4 protein-coding genes are annotated in these 19,904 nt (G+C 37.8%); all 4 read right to left on the reverse strand.

Translation table 11 applies throughout. The annotated features are described in order from the left end of the window. Positions 1–105 precede the first annotated feature (105 nt). The 4 genes from ACQUQZ_RS16065 to ACQUQZ_RS16080 all read right to left on the reverse strand — a co-directional run bounded on the left by ACQUQZ_RS16065 (position 106) and on the right by ACQUQZ_RS16080 (position 19,779). Positions 106–14,739, reverse strand: a complete 14,634-nt coding sequence (locus ACQUQZ_RS16065) for a PA14 domain-containing protein (RefSeq protein ID WP_435356044.1) — start codon at positions 14,737–14,739, stop codon at positions 106–108. A 226-nt stretch (positions 14,740–14,965) separates the two neighbouring features. Beyond that, the gene (porQ, locus tag ACQUQZ_RS16070) at positions 14,966–15,997 is read right to left on the reverse strand and encodes a type IX secretion system protein PorQ (RefSeq protein ID WP_435356045.1); all 1,032 of its coding nucleotides are present in this window, start codon (positions 15,995–15,997) and stop codon (positions 14,966–14,968) included. 24 nt (positions 15,998–16,021) lie between these two features. Next, complete coding sequence (locus ACQUQZ_RS16075; RefSeq protein ID WP_435356046.1) at positions 16,022–17,554, reverse strand: bifunctional metallophosphatase/5'-nucleotidase; 1,533 nt, start codon at positions 17,552–17,554, stop codon at positions 16,022–16,024. A 146-nt stretch (positions 17,555–17,700) separates the two neighbouring features. Beyond that, on the reverse strand, positions 17,701–19,779 hold the full coding sequence (locus tag ACQUQZ_RS16080) for a glycoside hydrolase family 97 protein (protein ID WP_435356047.1): 2,079 nt from the start codon (positions 19,777–19,779) through the stop codon (positions 17,701–17,703). Positions 19,780–19,904: the final 125 nt, after the last annotated feature.

Consider the following 19,904-nt stretch of genomic DNA (forward strand, 5'->3'; position numbering starts at 1 on the left):
GAAAGCAAAAACGTTACCGCTTAATAATTTTTACACTGCAATCATTATGCCAAAAAAGAAATATCGCTCGATAATTCTTTTTTAGGGCACATTTTTGAGCATTTATTACTTAGTTTTCACTATATTGGTAGGAGGTTCGCAGTAACTGACTGGGCAGACGCCACATTGTTTTACAATTGTTAAGGTTCTATCAATTGTACAATTTTCGGCATTTTTAATTCTTACGGTATAACTAATACTGGTACCTGGGTCTGAAATTCCAGTTAGAAGTTCTCCATTCGTCGGAATTGAAGTAAAAGCAGTGGCAGAACTTGAGTTATAAGTTGAGCCAACGTTATATGAAAATAAATCAGATCCTTCAAATTTATTGAGTAGCAATTTCCCATTACTAACTGACTGCATACCCAAGCAAGTAGGGTTGACACTTGATAATTCAGCTTGTGGAATAGGATTGATGGTTGCAACGCCATAATTTCGACTTGTACTAACACACCCATTTGAATTAGTACATGCGGCGAAATAAACAGTGCTATTTGCCAATGATGCTACACTAAAACTTGTACCTGAGGCTAACAACGTCGTGCCTGTTTGCGATGAATACCATTGAACTGTTCCGCCAGAACAGCCACTTGCTGAAAGTGTAACTGATCCTGTTCCACAATTACTGCCACCTGTAACAGTTGGTGCGGAAGGAATTACATAAACCGTAGCAATTACAGATGCACGTGAACTGGTACATCCAACCGCAGTACATTCAACATAATAAGTTGTAGAACTTGAGATACTTGGTGTAATAAAACTACTTCCAGTAGCAATGGATGCTCCTCCTGTAGAAACATTATACCATGTATAAGTACCTGTACATCCACTCGCTGAAAGCGTAACAGTTCCTGTACCACATCTATTTCCTGCATTGGGTGTAGGCGGAGCAAGTACTAAATCACAAGTACTATTATTTAAATCATAACACTTAAAATAAAGTGAATTTAAACGTCTTTCATCACTTAAAGTTGGGTTTGTATTATCTGCAAAACCAGATGTACTACCATTCCAATCTGCACCATAAGTGATTGTAATACTACTTGTATTGATGTAAGCATAAGAAATCATAGCATCATATGCCAGTTCATTGATTCCTGTATAAGTAGTTAACGGCCCTTTTGCTTTTAAAGAACCACTCAAAGTCAAAGATGTAGGGTTTTGCACTTCATGGCTTTGAAATCCTGACGACTGTATAAATTCTCTTACTTCAGTACCACTACCATCAATATCTAATCCTGTTGCAACAACATTTGGAATAACTTTAGGGGTGGTTGTTCCTGAAACCACAAAATCAATTTTAAAAGTAACTGATCTTTCACCCGAAGCATCAAACGTACCATTACTATTTATCCAGTTATAATCAATTATTGGCTGCATGGCAGCATCATAACCTCCATAAGTGGACGCAGGAATATCTAAATCTACCACTGTAATATCTGAATGTGTCCTACTTACGATCGTCACAATCGCATCAGTTCCACCTGTAACATTACTAAAGCGATATTGAGCATTATCTGCCCCAGCAGTGCCAGAAATAAGTGTAGGGTTTGTAAAAGAGAGTGTTGGAATCAAACTACAATCAATTCCACCAGGGTTATTGCTTGATGAAATTGTCATACTGGTAGTCGCTGTTGCGGTACATCCATTAACGGTTACTGTAACAGTATACGTTCCTTGCATTGAAGCAGTTACTGGAGCAATAGACTCCTCTTGCAAAGTAGAAGTGAAATTATTTGGTCCACTCCAAGAATAAGTATCACCACCAGTAGCAGATAGATTAAGTGTTCCTCCCAAAATTGGATAATTAGAAATAGCAGTCGCAGTTGGTATTATGTTAGCTGTTGCTGTAACAATATTACGTGAGGTACTTACACAACCATTTGTGGAACATTCTACATAGTAACTAACAGAACTTGGAGCCGTTAAAGAAGGTGTTGTATAACTTAAACCTGTTGCAAAAGCACTTCCACCAGTTGCTGAATTATACCAAGAAACAGTTCCACCCACACAGCCAGAAGTCGTTAAAACAACAGTACCAGTGCCACAACGATTAGCTGATGTTGTAACTGGTGCTGATGGAAAGGCATTAACAATTATTGTTGAAGCTGCACTTGTTACACTACCACAACCATTCCCTGTTTGGGTAATAATTACTTTATAATATGTTGTCGAACTTAATGATGAAGTTGTATAGCTTACAGAGGTTGCTCCTGAAATATTAGTAAAACTTACATTATCACTACTTGATTGCCATTGATAAGTCGTTGTACCTGTCCCACCTACTACAGTTGCTGTTAAGACCGAGGTACCACCTGCACAAATGGTTCCATTACTTGCTGTGACACTTACTGTTGGTGCTGCCACTACTGTTATCGTTGAAGCACTACTTGTTACACTACCACATCCATTCCCTGTTTGGGTAATAATTACTTTGTAATATGTCGTTGAACTTAATGTTGAAGTTGTATATGTTACTGAAGTTGCTCCTGAAATATTTGAAAAACTTACATTATCACTACTTGATTGCCATTGGTAAGTCGTTGTACCTGTACCTCCAACCACATTGGCTGTCAAAACTGAAGTACCACTTACACAAATCGTCCCATTACTTGCCGTTACACTTACTGTCGGATCTGGTAATACAGTTATCGTTGAAGCTGTACTTGTTACACTGCCACAACCATTCCCTGTTTGAGTAATAATTACTTTATAATATGTTGTCGAACTTAATGATGGTGTTGTGTATGTTACTGAAGTTGCTCCTGAAATATTAGTAAAACTTACATTATCATTACTTGATTGCCATTGGTAAGTCGTTGTACCTGTACCTCCAACCACATTGGCTGTCAAGACTGAGGTACCACCAATACAAATTGTTCCATTACTTGCTGAAACACTTACTGTTGGTGCTGCCACTACTGTTATCGTTGAAGCTGTACTTGTTACACTGCCACAACCATTCCCTGTTTGGGTAATAATTACTTTGTAATATGTCGTTGAACTTAATGTTGAAGTTGTATATGTTACTGAAGTTGCTCCTGAAATATTTGAAAAACTTATATTATCACTACTTGATTGCCATTGATAAGTCGTTGTACCTGTGCCTCCAACCACATTGGCTGTCAAGATTGAAGTACCACCTGTACAAATTGTTCCATTACTTGCTGTGACACTTACTGTTGGTGCTGCCACTACTGTTATCGTTGAAGCACTACTTGTTACACTGCCACAACCATTCCCTGTTTGGGTAATAATTACTTTATAATATGTTGTCGAACTTAATGATGGTGTTGTGTATGTTACTGAAGTTGCTCCTGAAATATTAGTAAAACTTACATTATCATTACTTGATTGCCATTGGTAAGTCGTTGTACCTGTACCTCCTACTACAGTTGCTGTTAAGACCGAGGTACCACCTGCACAAATGGTTCCATTACTTGCTGATACACTTACTGTTGGTGCTGCCACTACTGTTATCGTTGAAGCTGTACTTGTTACACTACCACATCCATTCCCTGTTTGGGTAATAATTACTTTGTAATATGTCGTTGAACTTAATGCTGAAGTTGTATATGTTACTGAGGTTGCTCCTGAAATATTTGAAAAACTTACATTATCACTACTTGATTGCCATTGATAAGTCGTTGTACCTGTCCCACCAACCACATTGGCTGTCAAAACTGAAGTACCACCTGCACAAATGGTCCCATTACTCGCTGATACACTTACTGTTGGTGCTGCCACTACTGTTATCGTTGAAGCTGTACTTGTTACACTACCACATCCATTCCCTGTTTGGGTAATAATTACTTTGTAATATGTCGTTGAACTTAATGTTGAAGTTGTATATGTTACTGAGGTTGCTCCTGAAATATTTGAAAAACTTACATTATCACTACTTGATTGCCATTGGTAAGTCGTTGTACCTGTCCCACCAACCACATTGGCTGTCAAGACTGAGGTACCACTTACACAAATCGTCCCATTACTTGCCGTTACACTTACTGTCGGATCTGGTAATACAGTTATCGTTGAAGCTGTACTTGTTACACTGCCACAACCATTCCCTGTTTGAGTAATAATTACTTTATAATATGTTGTCGAACTTAATGATGGTGTTGTGTATGTTACTGAAGTTGCTCCTGAAATATTAGTAAAACTTACATTATCATTACTTGATTGCCATTGGTAAGTCGTTGTACCTGTACCTCCAACCACATTGGCTGTCAAGATTGAAGTACCACCTGTACAAATGGTTCCATTGCTTACTGTGACACTTACTGTCGGGTCTGGTAATACTGTTATCGTTGAGGCACTGGATGTAACTGAACCACAACCGCTACCTGTTTGGGTAATAATAACTTTATAGTAAGTCGTCGAACTTAATACTGGGGTTATATATGTTACTGATGTCGCCCCTGATATATTTGAAAAACTTACATTATCACTACTTGATTGCCATTGATAAGTCGTTGTACCTGTCCCACCTACTACAGTTGCTGTTAAGACCGAGGTACCACCTGCACAAATGGTTCCATTACTTGCTGTGACACTTACTGTTGGTGCTGCCACTACTGTTATCGTTGAAGCACTACTTGTTACACTACCACATCCATTCCCTGTTTGGGTAATAATTACTTTGTAATATGTCGTTGAACTTAATGTTGAAGTTGTATATGTTACTGAAGTTGCTCCTGAAATATTTGAAAAACTTATATTATCACTACTTGATTGCCATTGATAAGTCGTTGTACCTGAACCACCAACTACATTGGCTGTCAAGATTGAAGTACCACCTGTACAAATGGTTCCATTGCTTACTGTGACACTTACTGTTGGTGCTGGTAATACAGTTATCGTTGAAGCTGCACTTGTTACACTGCCACAACCATTTCCTGTTTGAGTAATAATTACTTTATAATATGTCGTTGAACTTAATGCTGAAGTTGTATATGTTACAGATGTCGCCCCTGATATATTAGTAAAACTTACATTATCACTACTTGATTGCCATTGATAAGTCGTTGTACCTGAACCACCAACTACATTGGCTGTCAAGATTGAAGTACCACCAATACAAATCGTCCCATTACTTGCTGAAACACTCACTGTTGGTGGTGCCACTACAGTTATCGTTGACGCTGTACTTGTTACACTGCCACAACCATTCCCTGTTTGGGTAATAATTACTTTATAATATGTTGTCGAACTTAATGATGGTGTTGTATATGTTACTGAAGTTGCTCCTGAAATATTAGTAAAACTTATATTATCACTACTTAATTGCCATTGATAACTTGTCGTGCCTGTACCTCCAACCACATTGGCTGTCAAGATTGAGGTACCACCTGTACAAATTGCTCCATTACTTGCTGTGACACTTACTGTTGGTGCGGCTACTACGGTTATTGTTGAAGCACTACTTGTTACACTACCACATCCATTTCCTGTTTGAGTAATAATTACTTTATAATATGTCGTTGAACTTAATGCTGAAGTTGTATATGTTACTGAGGTTGCTCCTGAAATATTAGTAAAACTTATATTATCACTACTTAATTGCCATTGATAACTTGTCGTGCCTGTACCTCCAACCACATTGGCTGTCAAAACTGAAGTACCACCTGTACAAATCGTCCCATTACTCGCTGATACACTTACTGTTGGTGCTGCCACTACTGTTATAGTTGAAGCACTACTTGTTACACTGCCACAACCATTTCCTGTTTGAGTAATAATTACTTTATAATATGTCGTTGAACTTAATGCTGAAGTTGTATATGTTACTGAAGTCGCTCCTGATATATTTGAAAAATTTACATTATCACTACTTAATTGCCATTGATAACTTGTCGTGCCTGTGCCTCCAACCACATTGGCTGTCAAGATTGAAGTACCACCTGTACAAATGGTTCCATTGCTTGCTGATACACTTATTGTTGGTGCGGCTACTACGGTGATCGTTGAGGCTGTACTTGTTACACTGCCACAACCATTTCCTGTTTGGGTAATAATTACTTTATAATATGTCGTTGAACTTAATGCGGGAGTTGTATAGCTTACTGAGGTTGCTCCTGAAATATTAGTAAAACTTATATTATCACTACTTAATTGCCATTGATAACTTGTCGTGCCTGTACCTCCAACCACATTGGCTGTCAAGATTGAAGTACCGCCTGCACAAATCGTCCCATTACTTGCCGTTACACTTACTGTTGGTGCGGCAATGATATTAACTATTGCGACTGAACTTGTTACACTCGAGCAACCAGTGCTACTTGCACTAACTATAACTTTATAATAGTTTGTTCCTGCACTTGATGAAGATGGGACATAAACTGTTGATGTTTGCCCAGAAATATTTGTAAAAGTAACATTATCCGAACTTGATTGCCATTGATAGGTCAAACTTGGGCTTCCACCAGAAGCAATTACGCTTAGAGAACCGGTACCTCCAATACATTCTGAAAAACTTGTAGGAGAAGTATTTATAGAAATAGCTGATGCCACGGTAGCAATAGCTGTACTACGAGTAGAACTTGAGCAATTATTCACTGTACAATCTACATAATAATTAGTAGTTGTCGAAATACTTGGTGTCGTATATGTTGCTCCTGTGCCTAAGTTTGTTCCACCAGTAGCAGCACTATACCAAGTATAAGTACCACTGCAACCACTTGCTGATAAAGTTACAGTTCCTGTTCCACATCGACCATTACTGGTTGTAGTTGGTGCTGATGGTATTGTATTTACGATTACATTTGTAGTTATGGTAGCAGTACAGCCACTTGCATTTGTTACAGTGAGGGTATAAATACCTGCCATCGCAGTGGTGGCATTCGTAATTATAGGATTTTGTAACGCAGAAGAAAACGCATTTGGCCCACTCCAAGCATAAGTCCCTCCACCAGTCGAGGCAAGATTAATTGTACCACCAACACACTCTGTATCACCTGTGACAGTAAGAGTTGGTAAACTATTTACTATTACATTGGTTGTAGCCGTTGTAGTACAAGCATTAGCATTTGTTACAGTCAGCGTATAAACTCCAGCCATTGATGCAATAGCATTGGTAAGTATCGGATTTTGTACTGATGAAGTAAATGAATTTGGCCCACTCCAAGAATATGTTCCCCCACCAGTTGACGCAAGATTGATTGTTTTTCCAACACACTCTGTATCACCAGTAATTGTTACAACAGGATTTGCGTTGACAGTAGCAACGGCCGAGGTACGAGGGCTTGTACAACCAACCGCATTACATTCTACATAATAAGTAGTAGTTGTAGATAAACTTGGAGTTGTGAAACTGCTGCCAATACCAACAGCTAAGCCCCCTGTACTGGCAGTATACCAATAATAATTTCCTGTGCAACCACTTGCTGTAAGTGTTACTGTTCCATTTCCACAACGAGTTGCTCCCGTAGTTGTCGGTGCTGCTAATGGTAACGCACACACCGTTGTATTAAAGTTATAACATTTAAAATATAGTGAGTTTAAACGTTTTTCATCACTATTTCCAGGGGCAGTATCCCCAAAGCCAGCGGTACTACCATTCCAATCACCACCATAAGTAACTGTTATACTTGATGAGTTGATATAGCCATAAGAAATCATGGCATCAAGAGCTAACTCATTGATACCTGTATAAGTTGTCAAAGGTCCTTTTGCCTTCAAAGCACCACTTAAAGTCAATGAAGACGGTGTTTGTACTTGATAGCTTTGGTAGCCACCTGCTTGTATAAACTCTCTTACCTCATCAGTACTTCCATCAATATCTAATCCTGTGGCAAGAAGGTTGGGAATTGATTTTGGTGTATTTGTTCCAGCTACGACAAAATCAAATTTAAAAGTTATTGACTTTTCACCTGGAGTATCAAAAGTACCATTACTATTTATCCAGTTATAATCAATCATTGGCTGAAAAGCTGCATCATATCCTCCATAACTTGCTGCTGGAATATCGAAATCAACAATCGCTATATCTGAATGCGTTCTACTTACAATTGTAACAATTGCATCGGTTCCTGAGGTAACATTACTGAAACGATACTTTGCATTATCGGCTAAAGCAGTCCCTGAGATAAGAGTCGGATTAGCAAAATTTAATGTCGATACTAAGCTACAATCAATATCACCTGGATCATAATTATTCATTACAACACTTGTGGTTGCTGTAGCTGAACAACCATTAGAAGTAACTGTCACACTATAAATACCAGCCATTGTACTCACGACTGATTCCATAGAAATATTTTGCTGAACAGAGTAAAAGCTATTTGGTCCAGACCAAGCGTAGGTATCTCCACCATCTGAAAACAAATTCAGTGTTCCTCCAACAATAATTGGACTATTTGATGAGGCTGTTGCTGTAGGGACAGGATTAATTGTTGCTGTAGCCACCACACGATTACCTGTACAACTACCAATTGTACAAGAAACATAGTAGTTTGTAGTGGTCGACAAACTTGGAGTTGTATAAGTAGCACTCGACCCTAAACTTGTACCTCCTGATGCTACATTATACCAATTGTATGTTCCTGAACAGCCACTTCCTGTAAGTACAACTGTTCCAATACCACAACGACTGCCTCCTCCAGTGGGGTCGATTTGAGTATTAATTGTAGCAACTGCCGATGCTCGTGAGCTGATACATCCACTTACATTACAATCTACATAGTAAGTTGTCGTAGCCGAAATACTTGGTGTTGTATAAGTCGTTCCTGTACCAAGGCTTGTTCCTCCAGTGGAAGCAGCGTACCAGTTATAAGTTCCTGCACAGCCAGATGCTGACAATGATACTGTTCCTGTACCACAGCGACTTCCTCCTGTACCTGTTGGTACTGATGGGGTGACATTGACAGTAGCTACAACTGATGTTCGAGTACTTAAACAAGCACCTACTGTACAATCAACATAATAAGTTGTTGTAGATGAAATATTAGGTGTTGAGTATGTTGAACCAGTACCAAGACTTGTTCCTCCTGTTGAGGCTGAATACCAATTGTAGGTGCCTGTACATCCTGATGCTGATAATGTTGCTGTTCCTGTTCCACAAAGACTTGTTCCTGTACCTGTTGGTGCTGATGGTGTGGTATTGATAGTCGCTACCACTGATGCTCTTGTACTTATACAAGTACTTACAGTACAATCAACATAATATGTAGTTGTAGATGAAATACTTGGAGTTGTATATGTTGAACCAGTACCAAGACTTGTCCCTCCTGTTGAGGCTGAATACCAGTTATAAGTTCCTGTACAGCCAGATGCTGATAATGTCACCGTTCCTGTTCCACAAAGACTTCCTCCTGTACCTATTGGGGCCGACGGCGGCGTATTGATAGTCGCCACTACGGATGCACGAGTGCCTGTACAAGTACTTACAGTACAATCTACATAGTATGTTGTCGTAGCCGAAATACTTGGTGTTGTATAAGTCGTTCCTGTACCAAGGCTTGTTCCTCCAGTGGAAGTAGCGTACCAGTTATAAGTTCCTGGACAGCCAGATGCTGACAATGATACTGTTCCTGTACCACAACGACTTGCTCCTGTACCTGTTGGGGCTGATGGGGTGGCATTGATAGTCGCTATTACGGATGCACGAGTACTTATACATGTACTTACTGTACAATCAACGTAGTAAGTTGTTGTAGCTGAAATACTTGGTGTTGTGTATGTTGAACCAGTACCAAGACTTGTTCCTCCTGTAGTTGCCGAGTACCAATTGTAAGTACCAGTACAACCCGAAGCAGATAAAGTCAATGTTCCTGTGCCACAACGGCTCGCTCCAGTACCTGTTGGTGCTGTAATACCACCAGTAACAGCCAAAGTAATTGAAGTAGTAGCTGTACAACCTCCTGCATCTTGAATTGTAACTGTATATGTTCCAGCCGATAAGCCAGTAAAAGTATTACTTGTTTGGAAAGCTCCGCTATTCAGTTTGTATTGATAGACTGGAGTAGTTGTCGAACTTGCAATATTCGGTCTGAGGTATTTACCTGGTATAACTTCACTCGGAGCAGTTGTTGCTTCACCAGGCTTTGACCAACCTAATGAGATATTATCACCGCCACCGCCTTCTTTATACAAAACCTCAAAATAATAAATTTGCCCTGCATTAAGGCTAACCGCTACTGATTTTTGAGAGGCATATTTATTCCATTCTCTATAACCTGTATATCCAGAAACACTTGCTAACAGTGTTTTATTAGCAGGATTGGCATCTCCACTTCCCCAAAATTCGCTATAATCGTCAGAAGCTACCCAAAAATAATATGTTCCTGTTGTTGGTGGAACAATATAACCTGAGATTTTTCCACCAAAATTATCAATTGAATTTTCATATCCTTCTGCAATACCTACAAATGTTGACAGTGAAGGGCTATTCGGATAATTAGCATTTGATGTTAAATTTGAAACACTAGTACCAGTAATCCCATACCATAGTTGATAAGTTGCATCACCTAAGCCTGTAGTTCCTCCACTACCAGTTACTGTGATGCTCCCAGTTGTCGAACAAGTAGGGTCAGTTTTAGCCAAACTCAATAAAGGATTGTCAGTAGAAGTTGCAACCGTAAAGTTAGCATAGATATTACACCCTCCTCCTTGATAGCCAATTGAATATGTTCCTGCAGCTAAATCAACATAGCTATTTTTATATTGTGTCCATGCACCACCATTGATATTTGTGGAATATCCATCTGGCAAATTTGTTACTGTTATACTTCCCGTTGAACCTGTACAACCAGTACTTACTACCGTAGCTGTTGGTGTAGTTCCACTATTAATTATAACATTTGCTGTTGCCGAAGCTGTACAACCATTGGCAGCAGTAACAGTAACCGTATAAATTCCCGCCATTCCCGAAGTCGCTGATGCTCTGGTGGGGTTCTGAAGAGTCGAAGTGAAAGAAGCTGGGCCAACCCACGAGTACGTACCACCGCCTGTTGTACCTAAAGTAATCGTTCCTCCAACACACTCTGTATCACCAGTAGCTGTGATTGTTGGGGCTGTATTGACTGTTACAGTTGCAGTAGCAGTCGTAACATCTGAACTTTTAATTAAGGTAAAATTATCAATGTACAGTATTGTCGAAGGGTCTGTCCAAGCATAAATCTGTACAGTAGTTGTTCCAGCCGGAGCAGTATTGTTTACTGTAAACTCTTGAAATGTTGTAGTATTTACTTCAGTGCTTACGTCAGATAGGCTTGTTCCTGAAGAGTTAAGAAATTTAACACCAAACCCAGACCAAGGTGTAGTACTACTCACTTTTGCCCAGGCTTTCAGTGTAAAGCTTTCTCCAGCAACAGCCGAATAATTTTGAGCAAAACCACCTCCAGCCGATGAAGCAGTTATTTTTGCACCATAAGTTCCATTATATTTTTCGCTTGCTGTCGAGGTAATAGTTGTATAGTTCCAGTTAGTCCAAGACGATAAACTACCTGTCTCAAATCCTGGGTTTGTAAGTAAGTTTGTCGTATTATTACAAGTTGCAGTATAGGTTGTCGTTGTGGTTGGATTAACCGTAATAGTTGTCCCAGTTGCTCCTGTATTCCATGTAACAGTTCCTGTACAATTACTAACTGTAAGTGTCGCACTTTGGCCAACACAAATGCTTGATGATGCTGGCGTCATTAAAAAACAAGTTGTACACCCAACAAGACTCAAATTGTCAAATTTTAGAGCATTATTTTGTGTCCAACCAACAATACGAATCTTAGTTGTATTAGCAGGTGTATTTCCTTCAAAACTTGCAAGCTGGAAAGTCCCATCATAATTTTTTGTAACATTAAAATCAGCCGTTTTAGAGAGATATGTTGTTCCATTATAAAACTCTAAATACATTTTTGGCAAGTTATTCACACCATGTTTTGCAACATAAGCAGTAAATTTATAAGGTGCATTAGCACCGAAGGCAACATCTTGATAGGCAGTATATGTTCCTGTCAAATCTCCAACATTCACTTCCAAAAAATCACCATATGTTCCACCACCACCAATTGTTAATTGTCCATTTGATGCTGTCCAACCACTCATATCATTTTCAAAATGAGAGTTTACTACCATATTTGAAGAGGTACAACCACCCGAACAACTAAAAGCTACATTAACAACAACATTAGTTGTAGCGGTTGACGTACAACCACTATTTGTTACAGTCACAGTATATACCCCTGCCATTGCAGTTGTTGCACTTGAAAGACTTGGGTTTTGTTGGGTTGAAGTAAAACTTGATGGCCCCGACCAAGCATAAGTTCCTCCACCAATTGATGTTAAATTGATTGTGCCACCAGCTGTTATTGGAGAATTAGAACTCGCAGTTGCTGCATTACTTGAAACGATTGTTACAGTTATCGTATTTGAAGTAGCTCCATATGTTGTACAAGTGCTACTCATTGCTTTTCTTCTGTATTGTGTAGTTATTGTAACTGTGTTAGGTTCGTCATAAGTAGCACTTGTAGCACCTACAATATCTACCCACGTTATACCACCATCAATACTTTTTTCCCATTGATATTGAATAGTACCCGAACCACCAGAGGCAGCAACTGAACTTGTAAATGCAGCTGGATTTCCAGAAGTACAAATCGTCTGATTTGAGCCAATTGTACCTCCAGCTGTTACGTTAGAGCAGACGATACAAGTTTGAGTAATACAAAAACCATCAAGTGCAATACCATTGTAGGGATTTCCTGAAGAATTATAAATTTTTAAACGAGAAATATCAACATAAGCAGTAAAATTTAAACAGATCTGTTGCCAATTAAGCGTCTTCCAATCAACAACTTGCCCGGCAGCACCTGTATAGGTAACCCCTGTAGTAGTTTTTACATTGGTTGATGCTGGAAGATTCCAAGAAATAGAATTAAATGAACCACTTTCGGAAATGGAACTTGGAGTAATTGAATAATTGGACGTAATACCAGGGTCTGTACTTCCATAGCTATCTTCATACTCAAAACGATATTCTGAAGATACATTGGCATTCGGATTAGTTGGGTCAAATTGTGCCACCCACAAGCAAACTCTATAACAACTATTGGTTGCATGGGTAAAGCCCATTCCTGAATTAGGAAACAAACACCTTCCTTCACCTGCATCGGATGGAAAAGCAAACAAACGATTGCCATCTTTAGCTCCCAAGCCACCATTTGTTGTGGCATCAACCCAATATCCTGTATCAAAAGTATAGTTGGGTAATGGCAAATTAGGGATATTATTTCCACCTGGGTCTCCTGTTAAATATACTGCCTGACTCCCGCCATAAGTTGTTAAAACACCATTAATATTAGTATTGGATGTTGTGAAATTAGCAAAAATCCCATTTTCAAAACTTGAATTAGCTGTTAAACAAACACCAGTCGTTGAACTTGAAACCGTTACACTCGTAGTTGCTGTTGCTGTACAACCACCTGTCACCGACACAGTTACGGTATAAATACCACTCATGGCAGTAGTAGCACTCGAAAGAGTTGGGTTTTGAGAAGCAGACGTAAAACTCGAAGGCCCTGTCCAAGCATAAGAGGTGCCAGAATTTGAACCTGAAACTAAATTAAGAGGACTTCCTGTCACTACGGGTGAGTTTGAGCTTGCTGCAATTATAGGTGCTACACAACTCAGGTTTCCTTCAAACTGATAATTATGAATTTCTCCTGTTCCTAACTGTGCCGTTTTAGCAATCAAATTCCCATCAATATCTCCTGTACCTGTTTTGATGACATTCATATTTGGTGCGAACACTGTTCCCACCACTAAAGATGCCTGATTAATTGTTAAATTATAACTTGTAGTACCATAAAAATTCCAAAGAATATATGGACCATTAGTTGAACCACCTAAGCCAGTCATATTTACATTATTCCACGTATAATTTGCTGAAATCGGTACGCTTATGATAAGTATTTGCGATGCACTTGGTTGTTCATTAAAAACTAATTCTGAAATATTCGTTAATGAAGTAGTAGTTAAATCCAAATAATTTATCCCAGTTATCAATGAGTTTATCCTAACACTTTGTGAGGAAGTAACATTGTTGCCTGAAATTGCAACATTACTTGTATTGTAAAGTTGAACATTATTTGCACTCGCTGCCATTGTTGAAGCTTTAGTGCGATAAGTATTAAATAAAGTAGTAAAATCAAATCCAATGGTCTGAAAAACTGCGGGGCTTGGAGTTTGGTCTATTGTACCTTCTATCCGTTTAGCATTATTATATGCTGTACTCGTAGGATATACCTGAGTGGCACTATTGGTACCGTTATCTCCTGAAAGCGAACCAGTGCTACTTCCTATATGAATATATTTACTGTTTAACACTCTGAGATACCCAGCAGTCCATGTAATACCGCCCTTTACTAACAAACCTGTTGTAGTAGAGCCATCGCCTGGAAAAACATAACTTCCAGTTGCATCCATGTTTATTTCACCAACACTCGAATTTATAACCAAATTTCCTCCAACTGCCAATGGTCCATGAATATGATGAGACCCCGTTGAGGTAAAATTCCCTTCGGTAAGTACCTGAAAACCTTGATTTCCAGTAATTGGATTTTGAGAAAATACTTGATATTTTATTAAAAATAAGACAAAAAATAAAGGAGCCTTGACAAACTTATGTGAATAAGTAAGCCAAGTAAAACATCTTTTTGCAGCAAAAAAAATGTGAGATGTGTAGGTATTTATGGTAAAAAAGTACACCTATTTTCGATATAAGATCCATTAAAATTGGGACAAACAAACACGATAATCTAAAAACTCCGATTATACTTTAATATATTAAAAGCAAATTTGATGCCAAAAGTTATTGAGAGGTATCATCGAAAAGCTAAGGCATTGATTCTATTGGTATTAAACAAAGAAGGAGTTAAAACATTAAAACTTATAATAATTTGAACTTTTGATAATGTTTTTTGAAAAAAAAGCACTATTTCTTTCTAAAATTCCAAAGAAAACTGAAGCTTGTTTGACCGTTGCCAGAAGCGAAGGTGGCACGTGAAATGGAAATATTGTATTGCTTGTTCCTAAGCATTGCACCAAATGATAAACCTGCTGCTCCACCTAAAGACGCAGCAAGTAACTCTTTCCTACGAAGATGATGATAGCCTAAGAAAAGATTGACATTTCTATGAATCAAGATGGTTGTACCAACAGTAAAATGTCGAAGGATTTTATCAGTGATAGAGATATTTTTAGCAATTTTATTGCCTTGATTATCAAAGGTATAATTGATAGATGGGTCATTATAAGCAATATCAAAAGCATACAAATGATGTGCCGTTAACGAAAAACGGACTGGCATATATTTGGGTTTAAAAGAAGCCCCAATCTGTAAATCAAAAGGAATTTCTGGACGAATATTTCCGTAACTTTTCAGGACAAACCCTACGTTTTTTGCTACTATCCCAAAGCTTAAATCATGTTTTGGGTGCGTAAAAGTTCCACCCCAATCGGTAAGGAAGGCTACCGAACTATAAGATTCAAGCAGCGAACCAACCAATTTTGCAGTAATTCCAAACGAAATATGATTAATTTTTCGAGCGTGTGTCAATCCTAACGAAAAATCATTAGCAGTAAAATCGTTGGTTACATTTCCAACCGCATCTGTTCCTTGAAAAGTCCCATAATTGAGGTTTTGAAGAGCAACACCCCAAGTACCATTCTTGAAATTAGGTGCATAATTCAATGAAATAAACTTACTCGAAGCCAGATAAGGCGAAAAATTAATCCCTAATTGTCCTTGCTGAGAAGAATCTAATAATGCAGGATTGGATGTAAAAAGATTGACATCAGTATCAATAAGCGAAACATTTACCCCACCCAGTGCATTGATTCGGGCATTATTTGCAATATTTAGAAATGAAAAACTGTTCTGAGCATTTGAAGAAAATGCAGCAATACAACTAATAATTATGAAAACTAAGATTCGCATATTGTCAGGTCTGTCCAAAATTTTCATTCTCGGACAGACCCTTTCTGTTTTTTATTTTTTCTTTAAAAAAGCAATCACTGCCTTACGTATATCATTTCTCACATCTCCATCTGGAAAAGTTTCTATAACTGACTGAATATCAGGATTTTGTTTGGTAAAAAAACTTAAATTACGTTCTTTACCTGTCAACAAGAAATCACTTGTGACAATGGTATAATCTTGGTTTATATCAAGCAGTTTCCCATTGACTTTCCATTCTTTTTTTGCTTCATCATAAGCAATATTTTTCCATTGCAAATATCCGCCACTTCCTTTATTTACTAAGCCTGTTTCCAAGATTCTTTCCAATAGTCTTCCACGCATTTTTATCTCCACTAATTTCCCACCAAATGGCAAAATTCTTAATACATCTAATTGCGTAATTTTTCCTGAAACATTATCATCAATACGGATAGAGCCTCCATTAAAAAAAGCACAATCTACATTTGTCGAAGAAGCGGAAAGCATGGCACTCGCAATCATTGCTCCCATATTTCCTTGCATATTCCGTACGACTGTTTCATGACCATCAAGCGGCTCTTTTAAATCAGCAATTATCTCATTTTTGTTCAATCCTAAAGCTTTAAAAGCTCCATCTTCAATATCTTCCCATTTCTTTACAACACCTGCAACTTCTTGATTATCAACAATTTGTTCGTTTATTTTTTTCAATTCAGAACTAACTTTGACTTCTTTAGTATCTTTGTTAAATACAATTTTATGGATGTATGCACTTTTGGCATTTGCATCTGCTTTTGCGAGCGTAACATTGCCAATTTTCTGTATCATGTTATCGTGGTCATGACCACCCATTATCAGCTTTAAATCAGGAATCATCTCAGCTAATTTTGCATCATCAACTTTATTGAGATGAGTTAGTCCAACAACAAAATCGCATTGAGGTTTTAACTCGTTAAATGCCTTTTTTGCCGATTCAAAGAAATCATCATACCACACATAATCTTTTGGGTTTGAAGGTAAAACAACGCCAAACATTCCCACCTTCACGGCATCGCCTTGTGCATTTTTGAAAGTAAAAATAGTTGTTTTTACAAAAGGATTTTTAGCTCCATTTATTACTTTCCCAAATGGCAGAAGTTCACCATTTATTTTCTCTAAAGCATTAGTATTCAACCAATTAAACTTAGATTCATTGATACGTTCTTGCAAATCTTTTTCATCTAAATCAAACTCATGATTGCCAAAACATACCCAATCTACACCAACTGCATTCATCACGTCAACCATCTGGCGGCCTTTGATACCTTTGCCTTCATAGCGAAGCGTACCAATAACCGATGGACTCAAAAAATCGCCTGCAAGCACTGTAATTGTATTGGGGTTTTCTTGCAATAAACCTTGTCGGACAGTAGCCACACGAGCCATCCCTCCTACTTTTCCATTATCCAATGGTGAAATTTCATAGACATCATTCAAATGAAGGAACGTAATATTTATTTCATTTTGGGAATTTTTAGCGTTTTTTGTCGTTTTACAAGCTCCAAAAACTAGTGTAATTGCAAAAAAAATGATTAGTTTTTTCATGGGTAATTTTAAAGTGTTAAAATAGGAGTCAAATCAGTTTGCAAAAGTAATTTAAAATATAATTAATTAAAATCAATACCTTTATTAAGGTCAGTAAGATTTTATATTTTAAGGTCGGCAAGGTTTTTAACCTTGCCGACAATTGATTACAATTTCATCAAACTAATCGCACATCCACCACCTTTTGCTAATTTCAACTCAATTATATCTTTATTACTAACGATTCTTTTCTCAATTTTATATGCTTCTGGATTTGTTTGCCAATCAGCATTTGTAGCATCTTGATAAATCGTAGCTTCGTATTTAGCATTTCCTTCTAAAAAGTCTAATTTCACTGTACTTTTTCGAGCATTTTCATCTGTTATTGCCCCTAAAAACCAATTTTCTTTACCTTTTTGCTTACGTGCGATTGTGATAAAATCCCCTGGTTCGGCCTCTAAAACTTTGGTGTCGTCCCAATCTACTGGAACATCTTTGATAAATTGAAAAGCATCCAAATGTTGATTAAAATTTTCGGGGAAATCTCCTGCCATTTGTAGCGGGCTATATACTGTTACATACAAAGCCAACTGCTTTGCTAAAGTTGTTTTGACCCTCGTTTTTCGTGAAGCATCATATTGATTTAACTGAAAATGAAAAAATCCAGGTGTATAATCCATTGGCCCACCCATGAGCCTTGTAAATGGCAGGATTGTTTCATGTTCAGGCACAAGTCCTAAATTTGGAGCGTTATTAAATTCATTCCCACGAGCCGCTTCATTGGCAAGCCAATTTGGATAAGTACGGTGCAAACCAGTTGGATGCACAGGTTCGTGAGCCTCTACCATAATTTTGTACTCAGCCGCTTTTTCAGCAACTCTTTGATAATGATTGACCATCCACTGGCTATCGTGGTGTTCTCCTCTCGGAATGATTCGACCAACATAACCAGTTTTTACGGTATTCATATTGTGATCGTTCATAAATTGGTATGCCTTATCAAAATGACGTTCGTAGTTTGTTGCTGAACCCGAAGTTTCGTGGTGCATGATTAGTCGAACACCTCTTTGCTTGGCGTAAGTTGTCAATTCATCAATATTGTAATCGCTATAAGGTGTCACAAAATCAAAAACATCTTCTTTCCAATTTCCAAACCAGTCTTCCCAACCTTCATTCCAACCTTCCACTAAAACGCCATCAAAAGCGTGTTTTGCAGCAAAATCAATATACTTTTTTACATTTTCAGTATTGGCTCCATGCTTCCCTCCTTCTTTATACCAATTAGATTTTCCAACGTGCATTTCCCACCACATGCCGATAAACTTCTGTGGTTTTATCCAAGAAACATCACTTATTTTGGAAGGCTCATTCAAATTTAAAATCGTTTTTGATGCCAAAACATCGGTTGCTTTATCGCTCACAATAATGGTTCGCCAAGGTGTTTGGAAAGGTGCTTGCAAATAGGCTTTATTTCCAACTGCATCAGGGACTAAATGAGAGGTAAGCGTAAAAGTTGACTTCTCAAGTGTCAGATTCATGGCTGGATAATTAATCAAAGCCGCTTCGTGAATATTAATGTAGATTCCATCGGCAGTTTTCATCATTAAAGGGGTTTGAACAGTATTTGCACCAATTACAGCCTGTAAGGCAATATCTGTTTCTTTTTTTGCTGCTTTTACTGCATCAATTTCGCTCAATTTAGTGGTATTATACAAATATTCATTGGTATCATAATCGCCTGGAATCCAGAAAGTTTTATGATTTCCTGCTAAATTAAACTGCGTCAATTCATCTTTAACAATAAAGTGTTTAATAGCAGATTCTTGAGGAAAATCATAACGAAAACCCACACCATCATCAAAAACTCGAAATATAACATTGACTAAATTCTCTGCTTTTGCTTTATCTTTTAACCTGATTATCAACTGTTTATAATTATTGCGAATATTATTTACTTCTCCCCAAACAGGTTTCCATGTTTCATCAAAGTTTGACGAATCAACACCAACTATTTGAAATTTATTAAGTAAAATTTCAGGTCGTTTCAATGAAAACCCAAGGGTTGAAGATTCAATAATAATTTTATTTTTATAAGCTACTTGATAGGAAACATTCCCATTTTCTAAAAGATTGACTTTTAGAGAAACAGCTCTATTTGGAGAAGTAATGGATGTGTTTTTTTGTGCTACGAGAAACAGCGGAAAATAACATAAAATAAGGCTTAAAAAAAGTCTCGAGGCTTTCATAGGTGAAGTCTAATAGGTTAAAAGAAGTATTTTCGCCTTTTATTAATTATAGGAAATAAAAGTCTAACAAACTAAATCCAATTTGTGGAATTATGCAATGATTTTGCATAATTTTCTTATAAATT

The organism is Emticicia sp. SJ17W-69, assembly GCF_051209875.1.
Taxonomy (GTDB): Bacteria; Bacteroidota; Bacteroidia; order Cytophagales; family Spirosomataceae; genus Emticicia.

What these genes read in the sequence shown, in the direction of transcription:
- porQ (WP_435356045.1), bottom strand. Translation starts at nt 15,997, where the DNA reads ATGAAAATTTTGGACAGACCTGACAATATGCGAATCTTAGTTTTCATA.
- ACQUQZ_RS16080 (WP_435356047.1), bottom strand. Translation starts at nt 19,779, where the DNA reads ATGAAAGCCTCGAGACTTTTTTTAAGCCTTATTTTATGTTATTTTCCG.
- ACQUQZ_RS16075 (WP_435356046.1), bottom strand. Translation starts at nt 17,554, where the DNA reads ATGAAAAAACTAATCATTTTTTTTGCAATTACACTAGTTTTTGGAGCT.